Origin of the sequence: Achromobacter sp. ACM04 (assembly GCF_014851465.1) — a bacterium.
Lineage (GTDB): Bacteria > Pseudomonadota > Gammaproteobacteria > Burkholderiales > Burkholderiaceae_B > Achromobacter > Achromobacter aegrifaciens.
The window spans coordinates 288,965-309,648 of record NZ_JACUZS010000005.1 but is presented as its reverse complement, the minus strand read 5'-3'; the positions used below and the strand labels follow the sequence as shown (position 1 = coordinate 309,648).

Sequence of the window (20,684 nt, the reverse complement as noted above, 5' to 3'; positions counted from 1 at the left end):
CGCTAAGGTTTTTCTTCCAGGATCGCCGACAGCATTTCCCGGGACGCCCCGGACAGGGCGTCGGGCGCCGTGCCGGCCTTGCCGTCCACGTCGAGCTCTAGCGTAGCGAGCAGGGTGGAGAACGACTGTGCCAGCGATGCGTCGGCTTGCTCGACTGCGGCTTGCGTCGAATCAGAGTCGTGGATCGTGGATGTCGCCAGCAGGACCATGGCTGCTTCCAGCGGTTGCGCGCTGGCGCTGCTTCTGTCGGCTGCGGCCTTTTGCTTGTCCGCAACGGCGGAAGCGATGTTGCTGTCCTCGCTGGCGGATTTCAGGATACTGCTGGCCTTCCACTTTTCTCTTTCACTCGCATAGGCCGCCAGCAGCGCGAAGCGGTCCCGCTCGATCAGCAGCGGCGAACCCGCGATATCGACCGCCAGCGATTTAAATGCGGTGCGGGCGGCTGCGGCGTTTTTGCCCGCCAGCGCCGTAGTGATCTCGGTCCATTTGCGATGGAACGGCAAGGCCGCGGCGGCGCTGAATATGTCCTCTCCCAGCGTGGCGCGTTGCTCGAAGGCCAGCACCAGGTAGTCCACGTCGTTCACGGGTTCCAGGCCGCCGTTCCCATTCTGCCGGTGCAGCACGCCGTCGACCAGTTGCAAGCCCTGCAGCTTGTCTTGCGAGTCTGCGCCCGCCAGTACGCGATAGCCGCTGCGGCGCAGCGCCATGCCGTCAAAGATGCCGAAGCGGATGCTGGCGCCTTCGGTGCCGAAGAGCTTGCTCAGCGGTTTGAGCAGGCCTTCTCCCGCTTTGACGACGGCGCCGCCCACCACGCCGCCAAACATGCTGACCGTGGTGGAGACAAAATCGAGTACGCCGCGGGTGAGGCTGGTGTCGCTGAAGCGGCACAGTGCGGCGAACATTTCCAGGCCGTCGCTGTTGTACGGAATGTTGCGGGCGATGTAGACGTTTCGGAAGACTACCCTGCCTGCGCCCGATTGCGGCGCTGCCTCTCCCATCGCCTGCTGGATCGCCTCGTAGCCGACGACAAAGGGAATTTCGCGTTGCGCGCCCGCTTCGGTGTAGCGCAGGAAGAAGGCGCACAGCGGCAGGAAAGCCGCGATGTAGTTGCTGGCGTCGGTCAGGCGCATCTCGACCATGCGGACGCTGAAATAGCATTGTCCCGGGACGAAGGCTTCACCATTCAATCCACGCTCGCGCAAGGAAGCGCCGCCAGGTGGCGGATCGATCTCCGCGTAGTAGTTGCGGCCTGCGGGCACGGTTGGCATCAAGGCGCCTAAGCCGTCCGACGATGTACCCAGGTCACCGATCTTGCGCAGCATGCCGAATAGGGAAGTCATGGTGTGTACTCCTGATATCAGATTTCAGTCGCGCACTATCGCCAGCGCGGAGGCCCAGGTGGGGGTGCCTCTGGACTCATCGTGAGAGCCGGCGCAGGCTCTCCGGTAGGCTTCCGCGAATCCTTGGGTATTGGAGAGGTCGAAATAAGCGCGGTAGAAGCGCCTGATGAAACGGGCGCAGGTCTGCTCCTCGACCTGCCAACGGAAAGCCAGTACGCCCATGGCGCCCGCCCGCATGACCTCCAGCGCGGTGCGCACTGACGCGCCGCTGCATGAGGACAGCACCAGTAGTTTGCAGTTACCAGCCTTCATCCAGTTGCCGACCAGGCGTATGGACAACTGTAGGCCCCGGCCGGTCTGGTTACCGGGCAATACCAGCATGGTGCTGTCGCCCACCGAGTGGGAGTGGCCCGAGTAGTGCAGGATGTCGTAACCGCCTCCGGTCACCTTTTCTTCCAGGTAGTCCTGCAGCTGATAACCCGTGTACGGGGGCACGTCCTCGACCACGAGGCGGCCGTCCAGTTGCTTGGCCAGGGCTTGCAGGCTTTCGAGTTCCTCGGCGACAGCGGCCAGCGGTCTCAGGGTGACGCTTGGGGTATCCTCTCCGCCATCCTCCGGCTGGAACGAGATGACGCCGCTGAAGTTCGCGCCAATGAAAAGCAGGCGCAGGGGGCCGGCCGGCCGGGGCTCCGTCTGTTCGCGGTCACAGGCGGAGTCCATGCCTTCCATGTACAGGCGTCGGGCCATGGGTACGCGCTGGCACAGGTAGCGGCGCTCGCTGGCCTTAATATTGGGATTGCAGCTAAGTTCGAACGGCAGGCTGAAGAAGGCCGCGCTTTGACGGTCCGACACATTGAAATCGAATCGCAGGTCTGTCCAAGCCAGCTTTTCTCCGGGCAAGGCGCCCTCATGGTCACGGGCGCGCTGGATCAGCGTGGCGATGGGCGGACCTACCGTGTCAGCCACCATCACGTCAAAGGCCTGCCTTCCCATGTCGCTTAGTGATTCCAGCCAGTTGGCGACTCTTCGATTGCCGAGATAGGGAGAGAACTGCTCGATGCGCATTAGCAGCGAATCGATGTCGGATTGCCGCTTATAGGGAATCTCCGGCGACCGGAACTCGTGCGGGCCGGACTGGATCCGGTAGCGGACCGCTTTCTCGGCCACTTCTATGATTAGGCGGCGGGGGTGCGTGGTAGCTGCCAGGCTGTCCAGCGCCATGGCGAGCGCAGCGCTGCCGTCCCGCGTTTTTCCGAGCTCGTTGCTCCACATAAGTCTTTCGGGTCGTTCCAGCACGCAGCGCTGCAAGGCCTCGGAAGGATCCTCCGTTACGACCAGCACGGGCACGGGCGCCAGCTCGGCCAGCCAGTCCAACAGCGCGACGGCCATCGCGCTGCTCTTCTTTCCAGTTTGGGAAGCTCGTTTGGCTTCGATGATGAGCAGACCCGGCAGCGATCCGTGACGTTCGATCTCCTGCCGCGCATTCTCCAGCTTGCAGACGTGCTGGAGCGGTGCGCCGATGAAGGGCTTGATTCGCGGGTGCTTCTGCTCGTGCCGGTGCAATTGCTGGATACGGGAAGCCCAGCATTCCTCGTCGCTATCGCCGCCGCCGGCAAGCAGGATCCAGCTGTCGTTCTGTGCAGATTGATCCATCGTTGTCTCCTTTAGCCCGACCGGGAAGGAAAACGCAGGGTGAACGAGCGCCACGGCGGCAGGACAGATTCATATGCCTGCGAAGGCGGCGCCGCGGATTCGGCCATGGGCGGATCCGTCGTCAGCGTGCCGCCGTGGTCGTGCATGGTGCGTACGATCTGGGCGATGGCCAGGCCGGCGGCATCATGCGCCGCGCGCTCTGCGTTCAGGAGCGCATCGTCGGGCACAGCAGGCGCGCGCAGGTCCGTGTCCCAGGTCTGCTCGGCGCTCAGTCCCAGGTACACCGAGCATCCGTCGGGGTCGTCGCTGATGTTGGTTTCCACGCGGGCGTCGTCGGAGCGGCAGCGCAGCAAATAGGCAAGTATGGACCGGAAGGCTGTGGATAACGCCTTGGCATCGGCACGCACCATGGGGCCCCAGGCCGCGCTCATCTGGGTCAATGGCGCGACGCGGCGTTGGTCCCGCTGCGGAAAGGCCGCGATGACCTGCGTTAGCAGTTCGTGCACCGGCACGCGGGCATGCTCGGGCGGAGCCCGTCGGCGCTTTTCGTTGGCGCTGGCCAACCGCTCGAAGGTGATGTCCACCTTAGAAATTTCAGCCAGGATGCTTTGGCTAAGGGCATGTGTATCGGCGAGGGTGGCCGCGGACTGCTTTTCGGGCGCGCCGTTCTCGTGCAATAGGGCGATTTGCGTGGCGTGGTTGCGGGCCAGCTCCAACGAGGACTGGGTTTGCTCGGCGATTTCGGCCACGGTTTCGCGCAGAAAGCGCATGTCGCGTGCCCATTTCATGTTGGCGATATCGGTGAAGAACCAGATCGACATGTCTAGGCTGGGATCCAGGTGCCTACGCGTGGCCAGCACCGACCAGGGCTGGCCGCCCACGCCGCATAGCTCGATGCGTTCGCGTTCTATTGGGGCATCCGAGTTCAGCAGTTCCAGCGCAGCCGCGTCATCCGGCAACGCGAATGCCGTGATCGAAAGCGGGTTCTCGCCGTCGAGGCAGCGGCCAGGCTCTATGCCCAGCATGTCGGCCGCGACTCGATTTGTTTCGATGATGGAGCCTTCTCGGCCCACGAAAATGACGGCCTGTTCGGTTTCCGCCATCAGGCTCTGCTTGGTCTGCCTGAGCAGATGCTGATCCAGTCCCTCCTCCAGCGACGCGATGATCTCAAGCAGATCGTCGATGTCCGGCCCCTTGAACGCGTGCGAGACAGAGGACTCCACGTCCAGCAGCCAGCGGATCCTGCCGTTGAGGCGGATCGGCACCGTCATGGCCGAGCGCAGTGGACGCGGCGGGCCGGTATAGTCGTTCCTGGGATCTTCGGGGGCGCCCACGTCGTCCAGGGACAGCAACTTGCGCTGCCGCAACGTCTGACCCAGCATGCCTCGATCGATGGGCTGCAGGTAGTCGGCAGGCAGTGCGTACTCGGGTGACAGGCTGTGCTGGGTCACGATCTCGTACCGGCTCTCCTTGCGATTCACGCGGAACAGCGCCACGTAGTCCCATGAAAAGAACTCCGCCAGCCGCGGGACGATGTCCTCTGCGGCCTCGCGCAAAGAGGCGGCTGCCATGATCTTCTGCCGCAACGATTCGGCGAAGGCGGCACGCTCCTCGTCACGCTCCTTTTCGAAGCGCATCAGCACCGGTTCAAGGTCCAGGGCGCGCAGAATATCCAGGTGGCGTTGCCCATATTGCGCCCGCTGACGTGAGCACAGGCTCAACGCGGAACTGTAGCCCCCTTGGCGCATGACGGGCAGCGTGACGCTGGCCTGCATCCCCATGTCGCGGTAGCAACGTACCACTTCGTCGCCAGGCTGGAATTTCCGTTTGTGCACGAAGCTATCCATTTCCTCGATCCAGGTCTCGTTGGAACTTAGAAAGGACTTGATCGAGGACGGCAGTTCCATCCAGCGCGCTGGCCACAATTTCAGGCCTTCTGGGCGTACCGCGATTGCGCGGAACAGCGACACTTTTTTGTCGTAAATCCCGAACACCGCATGCTCGAAAGGTACCAGCGGACGGATCTGTTCCAGGATGGCGTCGAGCTTGAGACGCCATCCGTTGATGGAGGGATCCAGCGCGATGCGCCGGATCTCATCGCTAGCGGATTCCAGCGCGCGCGACTGGATGATGGCGATCACGCCCAACAGCTCGCCATTGGGCGCGGGATCAGGCGTCATCACTAGTTGGAACGGCTTTTCCTCGCCGCCGGGGCCGTTCATTGCGACGATCACGGCCACCATGGAATCGCCCTCCTGGTTGCGGGCGCAGCGTCGGATGGCCTCGACGATGTGAGGCGCGTCACTCTTGCGGAAATGGCGGGACAGCGGCTCGCCGCAAACCTCGTCGAGCTTCTCGCCCAGCGTGCGCGCCGCTTCGCGGTTGGCAAAGCGCACTATGCCATCCAGATCCAAACGGAATACAGCATATGGCGTGCGCTCGAAGCGGCGTGATTCCGCTTTTCTGAAGGGCGTGCCGTCGTTGACCAGCACGACGAGCTCGCCGTTTCCCAACTGGGACAGCGGAACTAGCTGCGCGGGCACCGGAGCGCCGTCGCTGGCCTGATAGATGCCGCAGACAGCGCCGCCCATTGCCAGCGGTTGATCCAGGCCATAGGCCTCTGCGGCGCTGCGGCCGCAGAACTCCTGGGCGTAGGGAGCCAGAGCGTCGCTGACGCCCAGGATTACGCCGCCGCGGTCCAGCAGGATGCAAGGCACGCCTGCGCGCGACATCACTTGCAGCATGTCGCGGGGGGCGTCCGGAATCGAGTCCGGCGCGTGCACTTGCTTATCCTGGTCCAGGTTGATTTGTGGCTGAGAAGTTTCAAACATATTCAAATCCTCCCTGCCAGACCGTCGCCGCTATTTGGCGCGCCGGCCGGCTCAACGCTTGATGAACGCAATGATCTGCTGCTGAGTGCCCTTGTCATTGTCAAAGCCCCCGTGCGTGCTGGCCGCCACGGGCGGATTGGCCGAGCCGGGCGCGGGGCTGCCCGCGGGTGATATATGCACGGCGTCGCAAGGAATGCCGGCATTGCTGAAATAACGCTCCATGCCCAGCAGCGGCGTGGTGGTGCCGCCTTCGAAGGATTCGCTCACCAGATAGAGCAGCGAACGGCGGTACGGGCCGCAGGTGGGATCGTCTTCCTCGGCACGGTCGGAAAGATGGAACTGCTGATAGCGCTTTACCCGCGTCTTCAGGTGCGGCACGACCAGTTTCTGGAAGGTGTCCAGCGTGACTGCCGGGGCCATCAGGTTGAGCGACTCCAGTTTGCCGCCGTCCGCCGTCAAGCGGTGCACGAAGTGGCTGGCGACGATGGCGCCGGCCGAATGGCCGACGATGTGCAGGCGCACACGGCCCTCGCTGACATGCGATTTGAAGTGCTTGTACAGCATGATCATCGCGGCTTCTTCCTGCGTCATGCCCTTGGGCGCCGGTTCGCTCATGGCCTGGGCATTCTGCTTCATCTCGCCCCAGATCACGGTGCCAGGCCTGGCCAGCCAGCGTTCCAGGCGCTGGTTCCACCAGCGCTCCAGCCGCTCGCCCAGGCCGCCCGTGGTGCGCGGCACGCTGTGGGCGGCGTCCTGGATGATGTTCTTCACGGTGGTGATGAAGTCCGTTTCCCACATCAGGAAGACTGGAAAAATCTGCTTCTCGTAAAGCAGCGGTATCCATTCGGCGGCGGCTTCCGCCGCATCTTCTTCACCCACCAGGCCGCCATGCGCATAGACGCAGACGTCCATGGGCCTGTCCTTCAAGCCCCACTTCTCGCGCGCGGCGTTCATATGGACGTCGACAATGGCGCGCAGATCGTCGGGTGTGGTGCGGAACGTGCCGCTGTTGCTGAGCTTGCCGTTGTTGCCCACGTTGACGATGAAGGGCGAGATCTCGCGGTTGCGCAACACGGTTCCCGCCGCCAGCGTGACCTTCTTGCCGTCGGTGCGCAGCGTGATGCTGTTCGATATCTTGGTGTGCTCGTGCGTGACCACGCCCAGTTGCACCACCCAGCAATCCATGGCGTTGCGCATCCAGTCGTCGTAGGTCAGCACCGCCATGCCATGGGTTCCCCATTCCTCGCCCCAGGAGTTCTGGATCAGGAAGCCGTCCTGGGTATAGCCAACAATGACGAAGGCATGGCCGTCGGTGGCGGCGTCCTGCTTGTCGGGCGGGATGATCCAGAACGGCTGGGTTCCCGGCGTGGACGGCGCCTTCTGCGGGGTGACGCCATGGCCATCGTCCCAGCCGGCGTGGCAGCCCGCGCTGGCGTACAGGATGCCGACCTCGTTGAGCGCCGCGTGCATTTCGACGATGTTGCGGGTGTCAATGCGGTAGTAGGCGCCCAGCGGGCGCTTGACGGCGTCCAGCCACCAGTCGTCGGCGGTCTCGTTGGCCGCCGCTGGCATGGCCAGGGCCGGAAACAATTCCTGGGAACACGCGCCGTGCTTGAACCAGCCCTTGAGTGCGCCGCGCAGGCTCGATCCCGTATCGTCGACCGAACCCGGGAACTCGTCATAGCGCCTGGCCATGGAGTACAGCATGAATGGCGAAATGGCCGGGCGCGGTTCGCGCTCCGACTTGCGCAGCAGGTATTCGACCACGGTGGACAAGGCGAAGCCGGTGCAGGCCGAGGTGTCTTCCTGGTGCTTCACCGTCAACCCCATTGCGGGAATCATCTCGGTCTTGGGCGTGACCGAGATGTTGGGGCGGAACGGCAGGTCGCGGACGTCGAAGGCGTCGGGCTTGGCGGTGCGGCGAAACGGCAGCGCTGGCGGCGGCTTGCGGCTTTTGCGCTTCGGTGCGGGCCGGGGCGTCTTGGCCGCCGCCGTGCTGACTGTGGCGGCCTGCCGTTTTTTGTCCGCCGTCTTGCGTGCCGGGGCGGCGCGCCCCGCTTGCTTCTTTGCAGCCATGGGGTACTCCAGTGGAGACAGGCTTTCAGCGCGAGGGCGGCGTTTTGAGGCAAGACGACATGACGACAGTGAAGATTGCGCCCGTAGGTGCGATATATAGGCGCGCCTAAGCCGGTTCGCTAGTATCTGAAAGTATTAGTCCCTGGATTTGCAATGGTGCATTTTCACTAGTTGCGGCTTAATCCCACTGCGCCGCCAGGCCCTCGGGACTGACTTCGCGCCCATTGCGCTCCAGCGCCGCGATCTGCGCCATGTCCTCGTCCGTCAGCCGCAGGTCCTGGGCGAGCAGGTTGCTGGCCAGGTTCTCGCGCTTGGTCGACGAAGGAATGACGGCATAGCCCAATTGCAGCGCCCAGGCCAGCGCGACCTGCGCGGTCGTCGCGTCGTGGCGCTGGGCGATCTGGCCGATGACCGGATCCTTCAGCACCTTGCCATAGGCCAGCGTCATGTAAGACGTGACCGGGATGCCTTGTTCCTGCAGGAAGGCGGCGAGCTTGCGGTTTTGCAGGTAGGGGCTGAGTTCGATCTGGTTGGTGGCAATCTGCTCGCGGCCCACGGCGGCGATGGCGGCGCGGGTTTCGGCGATGGGGAAGTTGGAGATGCCGATCTGGCGGGTCAGCCCTTGCGTCTTGGCCTCGGCCAGCGCGCTCATGAATTCCTCGATGGACACGCCGTTGCCAGGCGCGGGCCAATGGATCAGGGTCAGGTCCGCGTAGTCGCTGCGCAGCTTGGCCAGGCTGTCCTTCAGGCTGGGGATGAGCTTGTCGCGGGCGTAGTTGGGCACCCAGATCTTGGTCGTGACGAATAGTGCCTCGCGCGGCACGCCGGATTCGGCGATGGCCTGGCCGACCTCGGCTTCGTTTTCGTAGATTTGCGCGGTGTCGATGGCGCGGTAGCCAAGATCCAGCGCGTTGCGCACGGAATCGATGACGGCTTGACCTTGCAAGCGGAAGGTGCCGACGCCGAAGGCGGGAATGTTCATGGGTAACTCCTGATGGGTTCGCGGATCCGGGCGCAGATACCCGGGAATGCCTGCAGTGTGCCCGTCGGATACTTGCGGAAAAAGTCCGGTATGCACGAAAGACTTTTGATATAAATGCAAGAATGAAGACGACCCTCGATGAAATGCAGGTCTTTATCGCCATCGTGGACAGCGGCTCCATCACCGCTGCCGCAGACGTGCTGGGACAGACCGTTTCCGCCGCCAGCCGGACCATGAGCCGGCTGGAAGAGAAGTTGCAGACCACGCTGATGCGCCGGACCACGCGGCGGCTGGAATTGACCGAGGAAGGCCGCGCCTATCTGGAGCAGGCGCGCAAGATCGTGGCCGCGGTGGAAGAAAGCGAGGAACTGATGAGCCTGCGCCGCAACCAGCCGGCCGGGCGCTTGCGGGTGGACGCAGCCTCGCCTTTCATGCTGCATGTGATCGCGCCGCTGGTTCCGGGCTATCGCAAGCGCTATCCGCAGGTGGAGCTGGAACTGAACAGCAACGAAGGCAACATCGACCTGCTGGAGCGCCGCACCGACCTGGCCATCCGCATCGGACGCCTGAAGGATTCATCGCTGCATGCGGTGCCGCTGGGCCACAGCCGCGTGCGCGTGCTGGCCAGTCCCGGTTATCTGGACGCGCATGGCACGCCGCGGCGCGTGGCCGATCTGGCTGCGCACATTTTGCTGGGCTTCAGCCAGCTGGAAGCGCTGAACGAATGGCCCCTGCTGGAGGCCGACGGCCAGGCCCTGCACATCAAGCCGCACGTGCGCGCGTTCAGCGGCGAAACCCTGCGGCAACTGGCCTTGAACGACGGCGGCGTCGTCTGCCTGTCGGATTTCATGACGCGCGGAGACCGCGCCAGCGGCGCCTTGCAGCAGCTGCTGGTGAAGCAGACGCAGGACGTGCGCCAGCCGATCAACGCGGTGTACTACCGCAACACCGCGATCTCTTCGCGCATCAAATCCTTCATCGACTACATGGTCCAGGCGCTGGGCCCGCGCGGCTTCGAATAGGGGCGCGGGCGCTGCGCGTTCAGGCGCGTTCGCCGCTGACCGATTCGTACACCAGTGTCGCCAGCGTCAGGTCTTCCAGCGCGCTGCCCACGGCCTTGAACACGGTGATTTCCTGATCGTCGCGGCGGCCTGGCAGCTCACCGGCAGCCAGTTGGTGCAGGTCGCCGCGGATGTCCTCGCGCTTGAGCGCGCCGGCCTCGAAGGCGGCCAGCAGGTCGCCGGACTTGGTGGGCGCTTCGCCGGTGTCCACGTAGACCGAGGTGCCGTCGAAGCAGGCCGCGTCCGTTTCGCGCATTTCGGGCTTGAAGCTGCCGATCAGGTCCAGGTGCACGCCGGGACGCAGCCAGGCGCCGTGGATCAGCGGTACGGTGGACAGCGTGGCGCAGCTGATGATGTCGGCCTGGCGTGCGGCGCTTTCCAGGTCGGCGGCGGCCGCGGCATCGAAGCCCTGCGCGCGCAGCTCGCCCGCCAGCTTCTCGGCGCCGGCCGCACGCACGTTCCACACCAGCACGCGGTGGATCGGGCGCACGGTGCGCATGGCCTGCGCCACCAGGCCGGCGATGCGGCCGGAGCCCACGATGAGCAGCGTGCTGGCGTCGGCGCGCGCCAGGTAATCCGCGCCCAACGCGGCCGCGCCCGCCGTGCGGTACACGGTGACGATGTCGCCGTCGACCTGGGCTATTGGCACGCCGGTGGTGGCGCTGTACAGGTTGTAGGTGGCGTGCAGGCCGGGCAGGCCCTGGTGGGTGTTCTCGGGGAAGATGTTGATGATCTTCACGCCGAAATAGCCGCGGTCGCTCCAGGCGGGCATGATCAGCGAGGTGCCGTGCGCATTGCCCGACTGGATGGCGTGGACATGCCGCGGCGGCACGGTGGCGCTGCCGCGGAAGGCCTCCCGCAAGGCGGGAATGACGGCGTCGAAGGACAGGGCGTTGCGGGTTTGTTCGGTGTCGATGAAGCGCATGGTTGTTGCCTGCTGCGGGTCGGTCTGTGGGCCAGCAGGCAGTCTAGCAGCGCGGAGGGCGCCCGCCCGCGCCGCGGGCAGGCGTCGCCTTCAGTCGATGGCTGCCGGGGGCAGCGGATCGCCCGCGCCGGTGCGCTCGACAATCAGCTTGTAATGCTGCGGATTGCGGTGCTTGGCGAAGTTGAACACATGGTCGCGGAAGGCCTGGCCCATGGCCAGGTCGATGCGGGCGGTGATCACCTCGTCTTCTTCGCCGCTGGAACGCGCCACGATCTCGCCGGAAGGCGCAACGATCATGGAGCTGCCTATCATGTGGTGGCCGTCTTCATGGCCGCATTTGGCGGCCGCGCCGACCCACACCGCGTTCTGGTAGGCGCTGGCCTGCAGCACGATCTCATGCGTGGTGGTGCGCAGGTGCGCGGGCTCGTTCCAGTGGATGTTGAGGGACGGCGTGTTGTAGCCCAGCACGATCAGCTCGGCGCTTTGCAGCGACATGACGCGATAAGTCTCGGGCCAGCGGCGGTCGTTGCACAGGCACATGCCGATCTTCACGTCGCTGGTTTCCCAGACGCCGAAGCCCAGGTCGCCGACTTCGAAGAATTTCTTCTCCAGGTGCTGGAACGGCGCGCCGATCTTGTGGTCGGAGTGGCCCGGCAGGTGGATCTTGCGGTACTTGCCGATGATTCTGGCGCTGCGGTCCACCAGGATGGCGGTGTTGAACTGGCGGCCTTCGGGCGTCAGTTCGGCGTAGCCCAGGTAGAAGCCTATGCCCAGCTCGCGCGCGGTGTCGAACAGCGGCTGCACGTCGGCGTTGGGCATGCTTTTTTCAAAGTAGCGCTCGACGGCCTCGGCGTCTTCCATCCAGTAGCGCGGAAAGAACGTGGTCAGCGCCAGCTCGGGAAAAACGACAAACTCCGCGCGGCGGGCGGCGGCCTCGCGCATCATTTCGACCAGGCGGCGGACCACGGCCGCGCGGGAATCGGCAAGGTTCACAGCGCCCATCTGGGCGACCGCCAGGCCCATCTTGCGGGCGGGGTATGCATTACTCACGATGTGGATCTCCAGGCTGAAGGCGCAAGCATGCATGCACGGGCGGAAATCCGGAACCGCTGTGGCGACTGGCGGCGAGCCAGGGAAATTGCGCGGGGCGCTACGCTAAGACGATGATCTGGCGGGGAATTCGGTCGGGCGGACACAAGCCGCCGCGACCTTATGCATAACGCGGCGTCATGGGGCCCATGCAAACTTTTATATCGGGTTTCCCCGTATGCCGGCGCTCAAAGCGCCTTGAAGGTCTTGAGGTGGATGCTGGTTTCGGTGGCGGCGATGCCCTTGAGCGTGCGCAGGCGGTCCAGCACTTCGGACAGCTGGTCGATGGTGGGCACGCGCAGCTCGGCCAGCAGATCCCAGCGGCCGTTGGTGTCGTGCAGGCCCGCCACGGCGGGTTCGCCCATCAGCAGGCTCACGATCTTGCGGGTTTCGTGGCCTTCGACGGCAATGCTCATCCAGGCGACGATGTCTTCGGTTTCTACCTCTGGCCGCAGGCGCACGGTGTAGCCGCGGATGATGCCGCGCTCTTCCAGTTTGCGGATGCGGTTGTCGATGGTGCCGCGCGAGACGTCCAGCTTCTTCGCCAGCGTGGCGACCGACATGCGGGCATCGGCGCGCAACAGGCCGAGCAGGTTCTGATCTAGCGTGTCCATTGTGAAAAGTGCTAATTATTGCTATCAGAGTGGCAGAATCTTAGCGTTTTGTGTTGATTGTTGTCACTATTAATTGGTTTGTCCATCCCCCAGAATTTCTGTTCCATAACTCGGGGAGAACAAATTGACGACGCTGCTTTCAACTTCCGACGTGGCCAAAATCGTGGCCCTGCAAGGCCCGCAACAGGTCTTTTCCGGTCTGCTGGACTATCTGCTGTCGGACTTTCTTCGATGGCAGGAATTCGACAAGAGCGCGCGGGTGGCCAGCCATTCGGCAACCGGCGTGATCGAACTGATGCCCACCGCCGACAGCGAGTACTACACCTTCAAATACGTGAACGGCCACCCGGGCAATCCGCAGGCCGGCCTGTCCACCGTGATGGCATTCGGCGCGCTGGCGCAGGTCAGCACGGGCGAGCCGCTGCTGATCAGCGAGCTGACCTTGACCACCGCGCTGCGCACGGCCGTGACCTCCGCCTTGGCGGCGCGCGCGCTGGCCCGGCCGGACTCGCGCAGGATGGCGCTGATCGGCAACGGCGCGCAGAGCGAGTTCCAGGCATTGGCCTTCCACTACATCCTCGGCGTCGACACGCTGCACGTCTATGACGTGGACGCAGGCGCCACACGCAAGCTTGAAAGCAATCTGGCTTCAGTGCCCGGCTTGCGCGTGGTGCGCTTCGATAGTGGGGCAGAGGCGGTCAAGGGCACGGACATCGTCACCACGGTGACGGCGGACAAGGCCTACGCCACCATCCTGACCGCGGACATGGTCGAGCCTGGCATGCACATCAACGCTGTCGGCGGCGACTGCCCGGGCAAGACGGAACTGCATGCGGACGTGCTGCGCGCGGGCCCGGTGTTCGTGGAATACGAGCCGCAGACACGCATCGAGGGCGACCTGCAGCAGATGCCTGCCGACTTCGCGGTGACGGAATTGTGGCGGGTGCTGACGGGCCAATCCGCCGGACGCAAGAACGCAGCCGACGTGACCATCTTCGATTCGGTGGGCTTTGCGCTGGAAGACTTCTCGGCCTTGCGCTGGCTGCGCGACGCCGCCGTGCGCCATGGCGTGGGCGCCCGCATCGAGGTTGCGCCGCAACTGCCCGATCCGAAGAATCTGTTCGAAGCGGTGCGGGCCGCTCAACCTGTTGTGGCCCGGGCCTGATGCCGGCGCGCGCGGAGCCGTCCGCGCAAACCGGGACGCTTCCGTGACGCTTTGATGGGCGCAAGCGCCGGCGTGGCGAACCACGCCGGCGCCAATGGCGGCCGCCTCATGTGCGGCTGGGTATTTCAACCGGCGGTGTGCCGTCGTGGAACAGCGACTTCAGCTGCGTACGCAACTCGGGGGTGTCGGCATGCTTGTGCACCGTGGTTGCATGCTGCACGGCGGCTTCCAGCAATTCGCCTTCGGAATCCGCCGCCAGCGCCACCGTGCAGTTCATTGCGCTGGGGTATTCGCGGCAATCGATGTATTTGCGAGTCATGAACGTCTCCCTGCGCGCAGGCTGCCTGGGCCTGCGCAAGAGCATCCGGCGCGCGGCGCGGGACGTCCGGGCCGCTGGCGCGTCGCAGCGGCGGGGGCGGTCTGAAAAGTATAGATCTGGCGCTACAGCTGCGGCGCAATTCGCCAGGTGCCGCTTGACACTAGTGCACGGATACCAGTGCGGCCGCAGCGGGCTTCAGAAGCTGACGCGCTGCTTCAAGGCCTGGGCGATCATCGCGATGTCGATCTCCTTGCCCGGATGCTTCAGGCAGAAGTCGTACAGCACGGCCACGTAGGCATTGCCCAGCAGCTTGGTGATGGCGCCGGCGGTGGTGGCGGCAATGGTGCCGCCCACTGCGCTGCCCGCGCCGGGGATGAATTTCAGCAGCCCGGAGACCACCGAGCGCCCGATCAGGGTGGCCGCGGACGCGCCCAGCGTGGAGGTGACCAGCGTGGTGATGGCGGCGGTATTCAGTTCCATGCCGAAAGTGATGCCGATCTTGGCGATCATGCCGACCTGGATGGGCACCAGCGCAACGGCGTCCGAGAACGGGATGGGCGCGGCGGCGGCCGACGCGGCCAGCCCCGCGGCCACGTTGACCTCTATCTCAGCCCGCTTTTTTTTTACTTCCAGGGCCTTCTTGTTGCGGGTGGACAGCGCGTTGGCATAGGCCCGCTGCTGCGCCTCGGGGATGTGCAGGGCGGTGGCCTCGATCAGGTTGTCCAGGCCCATGGGCGGCAGTTCCGCGTCCAGCTCCTCGATCCATTCCGGCAGCGCGCGCACCGCCACCACCTGCTTGGCGCGCGGCAGCAGCTTGCGCGCTTCGTCGACGAAGGGGCTGTTCTTGCGCGCCTTGGTCAGCACCGCCACGACGGGGATGCCGGCATCGGACAGCATGTTGCACAGTTCGATTTCCGCGTCTTCGACGCGGTGGCTGCTGTCCTGGATGCAGAGCCAGGCCACGTGCAGGTGCCGGTCCTGGTCGTCGGCGGCGGAGCGTTCCTGGATCAGGTCCGCCAGCTGCTGGCGCGAGCGCTCGTAGTCGCCGACCTCCAGGCCGCGCGTGTCGATGATGGTGAGCGGATGGCCGGCCCGGGTGAATTCCTGGGTCGACTGGGTGACGGGCTTGCCCGCGCCGGTCTTGGCCAGGTCGCCGCGGAATACGGCATTGATCAGCGTGCTCTTGCCCACGCCGGTCTTGCCCGCGACCAGGATGTTCACGCGCCCGGCGCCGCGCGTGGCGGTGCTGATGGCGTCCGCGATGGCGTCCTGCAATTGGGGCGTGTCCATGCGGGGCGTGCTCATGAGGTGTGTGCGTAGAAAGGCATGGGGAAGATTCTAGCGAGAAACGCGCGCAGCCATCAGGCGCCGCCCGCCACGCCGTAGAGATGGGCCGATTCGGGGAAGGTCCGCGCGCGGACTTCGGTGGCATAGGTCTGCGCCGCCTGCTGAATGCGGCCGGCCAGGTCGTCGTAGCGCTTCACGAAGCGCGCGGTGCGCTCGAACATGCCCAGCATGTCGTCCACCACCAGCACCTGGCCGTCGCAGCGCGCGGATGCGCCTATGCCTATGGTCGGGCAGGCGACGGCCTCGGTGATCGACGCCGCCAGCGGCTCGACCACGCCTTCGATCACCAGCGAGAAGGCGCCGGCGTCCGCGACGGCGGCGGCGTCGGCGGCGATGCGGGCGTATTCGGCTTCGCCGCGGCCGCGCGCGCCGTAGCCGCCCAGGATATTCACGGCTTGCGGCGTCAGGCCGACATGGCCCATGACCGGGATGCCGCGCGCGGACAGATAGGCGACGGTCGGCGCCATGCTCTGGCCGCCTTCGAGCTTGACCGCGCCCGCGCCGGTTTCCTTCATGATGCGCGCGGCGGAGCGGAAGGCCTGCTCGGGGCTTTCCTCATAACTGCCGAAAGGCATGTCGACGACGATCAGCGCCCGGCGCGAGCCGCGCACCACGGCGGCGCCGTGCGCAATCATCATGTCCAGCGTGACGGGCACGGTGGAAGGCAGTCCGTAGATCGTCTGGGCCAGGCTGTCGCCCACCAGCAGGGCGTCGCAATGCGGGTCCAGCAGTTCGGCCATGCGCGCCGTGTAGGCCGTCAGCATCACCAGCGGCTCCTGGCGCTTGCGCGCGCGGAACGCGGGCACGCTCAGGCGGGGTGCGTGGGCGGCAGCCGTGTTCAGGGTGGCGGTCGTAGACATCGAAATTCTTCCTATCCAGGGTTGATTGCTTGAATCGGGACATTGCGATACCCGCATCGTAGCGGAAGGCCGCAGGCGCGGCCCCGCAGCTAGCGCATGGCTGTGCCCAGCAGGCTAATCTTTGCGGCAAAACGTAATCGAAAGTTTTGGGGCGCCGCGATGCCGTGCTCTGTGGAAAGCGTCGGCAACAAATTTAGGGACGTTTTGGAGTTTCCATAAAAGCGTTACATCTTCAAGGGTTCACTCGCTTTTTCGACAGGTCTGCCTGCGTAGAATTCGCCGCTTACAAGGTTATTTCGCGGCTTCCGCGCAACATTGCTCATGCCTAGTCCCGGGCTCATTCCACGTTTGCTGTGTTCGCGTCCGCTGACCAAGGGCCTGCGTTACTTCTATCGCCACACCCGGCCCGCCGCATACCGGCACAACGAAACCTTGTGGCCCTTTGTGACGGTTCAGCGCGGTGGGCAGGAGCGGCTGACAGGATGTGAACTGCGCGGCGTGCAAGGCCCTGCCACCACCCCGCTGGATCAACTGCCGCGCGACATCGCAGCCGACGCCCATCTGATATTGAGCGGCCCCTCGGTGGCTCAGATCGACTACGCGCGTTGCCGGCTGGATGTGACGATGGGCGTCAACGGCTCGATCGCGCTGCGGCGTCAGCACCCTACCCTGCGCTTTGACTACTACGCCATGCTCGATGCCGGTTTCGTCAACCGCAGGCGCGATCTGGTGGCGCAAGTGCTGGCGCAGGATCTGATGTTGTTCGTCACGCCCGAGGTCTACCGTTGGATAGGCTTCCTGTTCGACCGCAAGGACGTGCGCTGCCGCATCGCGCTGTTCGAAGAAGTGCACCAGCGCGCGCTGCAGCCGCGCGCGCGCCCCGAGCAGCTGGAAGCGCGCTTGGCCGACGACCCCGGACTGGTGCTGTTCGACGCGCGCAACCCGGTGCATGCGCACGGCTTCAGCCTGGACCCACCGCGCGGCCTGTTCGGCGGCGGCACCGTGGCCTATACGGGCTTGCAGCTGCTGGCGTGGTTGGGCGCGAAAACCATATACCTGCACGGCCTGGACCTGACGGCTGCGGCGGGACCCCGATTCTATGAAAGCGCGGCAACGCAGCTGTCCACCGCGCTGGACCGGCAATTCTCCGGACACATCGAACCCGCCTTCCGGCAAGCCAGCCGGCTGCTCGGCGAACGCGGCATCAAGGTCTACAACCTGTCGCCCGCCAGCCGGCTGGGGGATGACGTGTTCGAGAAGCGCGACTGGAGCTGCCTGCTGCCCGAGCAGCCGTTTTCGAGTATGACCCCATGAAGATTCTGTACACCAATTTCCACCAAGGCGATGGCGGCGGCCACACCACCTACGTGATGTCGCTGGCGCGCATCCTGTGCGAGAAGTCGCAGGTGACCGTGGCCGCGCCCGCCAGCAGCCGCCTGCTGGCCGAGGCCGCGGCCCTGCCCGGCGTTCGCACGCTGGCCCTGGAATTCAAGGGCCGTCCGCTGCAGCAGCTGCGCGCGCTGCGCCGTCTGCGCGCCCTGCTGCGCGACGAACAGTTCGACGTGGTCCACGTCAACGGCTCGGCCGACCACCGCCTGTGCATGCTGGCGACCGTGGGCATGGGGGCGCGGCGTCCCTTCATGGTCTACACGCAGCACACCGACCGCAGCGCCAACAGCCTGGGTGCGCGGGTGCGCGCCAAATGGGGCACCAACCGCGTCATCTGCGTGTGCACCCATACGTTTCGCCGCATGAAGCAGTCGGTCTTCCGCAACGAGGACCTGCGGGTGGTGCACAACGGGGTGGATACGGAAAAGTGCAGTCCGGCCTCGCGCCGGGAGGCGGCGCAGGCGCGCGGCAGCCTGTTGCCCGACGACATGCAGGGTCGGCTGGTCATAGGCAGCAATGCCGGCACCGCGGTCTACAAGAACTGGCTGGACATGGTGACCGCCGTGTCCATGCTGCCCGACAATAAGCGGCGGCAGGTGGTGGTGCTGATTGCGGGCAAGCTGCCCGACGCGGAGCAGATGCGCCGCGTGGCCGAACTGGGCATGTCGGAGCAGGTGGTGTTTACGGGCTTGATGGAGGACGTCAGCCCCTTCCTGTCGGCGCTGGACGTGGGCTTTGTGCTGTCGTCCAAGCTGGAGACGATTTCCTTTGCCTGCCGCGAGATGATGGCCGCAGGCAAGCCCGTGATCGTCAGCGCCGTGGGCGGGCTGCCCGAGAACGTCACCGATGGCCGCGATGGCTGGGTGGTGCCGCCGGCCTCGGTGGACAGCATCGTCGAAGCGCTGTCGAAGATCCTGGAAAACCGCGAGGTCCTGGGCGTGATGGGCGCCGAGGCCCGCAGCACCGCGCTGCGGGAGTTCTCGTTGACGACGTTCGTCGGCAATACCGAGCGCGTCTACCGCGAAAGCCGGGCGCAGCCGGCCTGATGGCCGCGCCCGGGTCTGCCGCTACTCGCTGTACGTCTTGGTGCTGTACAGGCTCACGGGCAGCAGATTCAGCACCGGCAGGCCGCTGACCGGGTCCTTGGCCTGCTTGTCGATGTAGGCCTGCAGCACGTCGGCATCCAGCACGCCGATGTCCTGCCGGCGCGAGGCCGGCACGTTGGCCAGGGTCTTGTAGCCGTCGCCGCCGGTGGCGTTGAAGCTCAGCACGAACAGCTTGTAGCTGCGGCCCGCGTCCAGCGGCAGCCAGTTGCCGCTGGCCTGATCCCGGACTTCGATGTTGGACACGCGGCTGCCCTGGGCATGGGCCGCATTCACGTCCCAGCGCAGGCCGCCGGCATAAGGATAGGGGCCGGTGGAGCCGCCCGCGCCGTAGACTGCCTGCATGCCGTCTTCCAGCATGCTCTTGACCTCGGCGCCGGTCACATCCAGGCGCCAGAGCATATTGCCGAAAGGCACCACTTCGATCACGTTGGCCGCCGTTACGTTGCCCAGTAGCGGCACGCGCACGCCGCCGCCGCTTTGCAGCGAGATGTCGGCGCCGCCATAACTGGCGTTGGCCACGTCCAGGTAGGCTTGGGCCACCAGCTGCTGGATGTCGCCGCCGCGCAGGCTGACGCTGCCCAGCGTGTTGCAGGCGGCGCTGGAGCGGCTGTAGTCGCGCGAACCGGGGCCGCCCGGCACGCGCCGCGAGCATAGTTCCTGCGGCACCGAAGCGACGAGGCTGCGGCTGAACTGGTCGACCTTGGCCTTGAACGGCTGCAGCACGCCCGCGGCCTGCGCGTCCGGCGTCTGCATGCGCAGGAAGCCACTGGCCTGGATGTCGGCCTGGATCGCCGCCTCGTCGGCTGCCGAGGGTGCGGCGCCGGCGACCTTCAGCGGACCGTCCATCAGCACATGCGGCGTGCCGGCGCAGGCGGTGACGTCGCCGTTGGCGTCGAAGCTCACCTTCAGCTCGCCGACCACCTGCGAGTATTCCCACGCTTGCACCAGGCAGACGCGCTTGCCGTCCTTGTCCTGGAGCACCGTGGGATAGGCGCCCGCGGGCGAGCCCACGCCATAGTCCGCCATGGAGGCGGGACCCAGCAACGTGTGCGAGTCGCCGCCCACCACCACGTCCACGCCGCTCAGCTGCGCGATCACCTGCTTGTCATAGCCGTAGCCGATGTGGCTCATCACCACGATCTTATTGACGCCCTGCGCGCGCAGCGCGTCGATCTGCTGCTGCGCGGCGATGGTCTCGTCCGAGAACACGGTGCCGGCGTCCGGGCTGGAGGACTGCTGGGTCTTGGCGGCGATGGTCAGGCCCACCAGGCCGATATCCTGGCCGTCGCGCTTGAGGACCACGGCGGGCTTGACCATGCCGGGGGCGCGCGAGGGATTCAGCGCCGAGCCGGCGGCGAACGTGACGTTGGCGCTCAGCACGGGCGTCTGGCAGGCGCCCGCGTGCAGCAGTTCGATGAAGCGCTTCAGGCCGCTGTCGCCCTTGTCGAACTCATGGTTGCCCAGGGTCATGGCGTCGAAGCAGACGGTGTTCATCATGGCCGCGTCGGCCTCGCCCGGTTCGCCCGCGCGGTTGAAGTACAGCGTGCCGGTGGTGGCGTCGCCCGCGTGCAGCTTGAGCACGTTGGCGGATTGCGCAGCCAGCGCGTTGATCGCGCCCGTCACTCGCGGAAAGCCGCCCGTATCGGCGTTCACGGCGACGCGCGCGCCGGCAGCGTTCTTGAGCTTGAGGTCCTTCTTCTTGCTATCCAGGTTGGAATGATGATCGTTGATGTGCAGGATCGTCAGTTCCATCGGCCGGCCGGGAGCCGGCTGCTCGGGTTGTTCGACGGGCTTGTCGTCATCGTCATCGCCGCCGCAGCCGGCCAGCAGCGCCAGTGCGCTCAGCATGGCCGCGCCTGCGTTCCTCTTCCACGTGTTCATTCGCGTGTACCCCTCTGTCATCGGAGGGCGAATGGTCGCGGGTCAA

16 protein-coding genes are annotated in these 20,684 nt (G+C 65.4%); 4 read left to right on the top strand and 12 right to left on the bottom strand.

All coding sequences use genetic code 11. The features are described 5' to 3' along the window. Positions 1-2 precede the first annotated feature (2 nt). The 5 genes from IB259_RS26780 to dkgB form a co-directional block, all read right to left on the bottom strand. Positions 3-1,340, bottom strand: coding sequence for a hypothetical protein (locus IB259_RS26780; RefSeq protein ID WP_175180374.1), 1,338 nt, complete (start codon positions 1,338-1,340; stop codon positions 3-5). A 24-nt stretch (positions 1,341-1,364) separates the two neighbouring features. After that, complete coding sequence (locus IB259_RS26775; protein WP_192330579.1) at positions 1,365-2,993, bottom strand: CHAT domain-containing protein; 1,629 nt, start codon at positions 2,991-2,993, stop codon at positions 1,365-1,367. Between the two features lie 11 nt (positions 2,994-3,004). Then, entirely contained in the window at positions 3,005-5,824 is a 2,820-nt protein-coding gene (locus IB259_RS26770) for a PAS domain-containing protein (protein ID WP_192330577.1), read from the bottom strand. A 51-nt stretch (positions 5,825-5,875) separates the two neighbouring features. Beyond that, the gene (locus IB259_RS26765) at positions 5,876-7,900 is read right to left on the bottom strand and encodes a hypothetical protein (protein ID WP_192330575.1); all 2,025 of its coding nucleotides are present in this window, start codon (positions 7,898-7,900) and stop codon (positions 5,876-5,878) included. A gap of 178 nt (positions 7,901-8,078) precedes the next feature. Then, complete coding sequence (gene dkgB, locus IB259_RS26760; RefSeq protein ID WP_054455383.1) at positions 8,079-8,882, bottom strand: 2,5-didehydrogluconate reductase DkgB; 804 nt, start codon at positions 8,880-8,882, stop codon at positions 8,079-8,081. 122 nt (positions 8,883-9,004) lie between these two features. Between dkgB and IB259_RS26755 the strand changes: the two genes are divergently transcribed. Then, complete coding sequence (locus IB259_RS26755; protein ID WP_125470605.1) at positions 9,005-9,904, top strand: LysR substrate-binding domain-containing protein; 900 nt, start codon at positions 9,005-9,007, stop codon at positions 9,902-9,904. Positions 9,905-9,923: 19 nt separating this feature from the next. On the opposite strand, the gene IB259_RS26750 is transcribed toward IB259_RS26755, so the two are convergent. From IB259_RS26750 to IB259_RS26740, 3 genes are all read right to left on the bottom strand, one after another. Further along, the gene (locus tag IB259_RS26750) at positions 9,924-10,868 is read right to left on the bottom strand and encodes an ornithine cyclodeaminase family protein (protein WP_192330573.1); all 945 of its coding nucleotides are present in this window, start codon (positions 10,866-10,868) and stop codon (positions 9,924-9,926) included. Between the two features lie 90 nt (positions 10,869-10,958). After that, positions 10,959-11,891 (bottom strand): N-carbamoyl-D-amino-acid hydrolase, encoded by a 933-nt coding sequence (locus IB259_RS26745; protein ID WP_192330735.1) that lies wholly within the window; start codon positions 11,889-11,891, stop codon positions 10,959-10,961. A gap of 254 nt (positions 11,892-12,145) precedes the next feature. Continuing rightward, positions 12,146-12,571 (bottom strand): Lrp/AsnC family transcriptional regulator, encoded by a 426-nt coding sequence (locus IB259_RS26740; protein WP_119449891.1) that lies wholly within the window; start codon positions 12,569-12,571, stop codon positions 12,146-12,148. Positions 12,572-12,695: 124 nt separating this feature from the next. Here IB259_RS26740 and IB259_RS26735 point away from each other — a divergent pair, with 124 nt between their 5' ends. Next, entirely contained in the window at positions 12,696-13,736 is a 1,041-nt protein-coding gene (locus tag IB259_RS26735) for an ornithine cyclodeaminase (RefSeq protein ID WP_192330570.1), read from the top strand. Between the two features lie 106 nt (positions 13,737-13,842). Here the strand turns inward: IB259_RS26735 and IB259_RS26730 are convergent, their stop codons facing one another. From IB259_RS26730 to panB, 3 genes are all read right to left on the bottom strand, one after another. Then, positions 13,843-14,055, bottom strand: coding sequence for a DUF1059 domain-containing protein (locus IB259_RS26730; protein WP_054455373.1), 213 nt, complete (start codon positions 14,053-14,055; stop codon positions 13,843-13,845). A 195-nt stretch (positions 14,056-14,250) separates the two neighbouring features. After that, positions 14,251-15,360, bottom strand: a complete 1,110-nt coding sequence (locus tag IB259_RS26725; RefSeq protein ID WP_192330568.1) for a YcjF family protein — start codon at positions 15,358-15,360, stop codon at positions 14,251-14,253. Between the two features lie 56 nt (positions 15,361-15,416). Next, positions 15,417-16,262 (bottom strand): 3-methyl-2-oxobutanoate hydroxymethyltransferase, encoded by an 846-nt coding sequence (gene panB / locus IB259_RS26720; protein ID WP_125470602.1) that lies wholly within the window; start codon positions 16,260-16,262, stop codon positions 15,417-15,419. Positions 16,263-16,583: 321 nt separating this feature from the next. Here panB and IB259_RS26715 point away from each other — a divergent pair, with 321 nt between their 5' ends. After that, positions 16,584-17,576: a hypothetical protein gene (locus IB259_RS26715; protein WP_054455366.1), complete on the top strand. Its 993-nt coding sequence runs from the start codon at positions 16,584-16,586 to the stop codon at positions 17,574-17,576. Next, positions 17,573-18,697: a glycosyltransferase family 4 protein gene (locus IB259_RS26710; protein ID WP_175162010.1), complete on the top strand. Its 1,125-nt coding sequence runs from the start codon at positions 17,573-17,575 to the stop codon at positions 18,695-18,697. Before IB259_RS26715 ends, IB259_RS26710 begins: the two co-directional genes overlap by 4 nt. Positions 18,698-18,718: 21 nt before the next feature. On the opposite strand, the gene IB259_RS26705 is transcribed toward IB259_RS26710, so the two are convergent. Next, positions 18,719-20,638: a bifunctional UDP-sugar hydrolase/5'-nucleotidase gene (locus IB259_RS26705; RefSeq protein ID WP_192330563.1), complete on the bottom strand. Its 1,920-nt coding sequence runs from the start codon at positions 20,636-20,638 to the stop codon at positions 18,719-18,721. Positions 20,639-20,684: the final 46 nt, after the last annotated feature.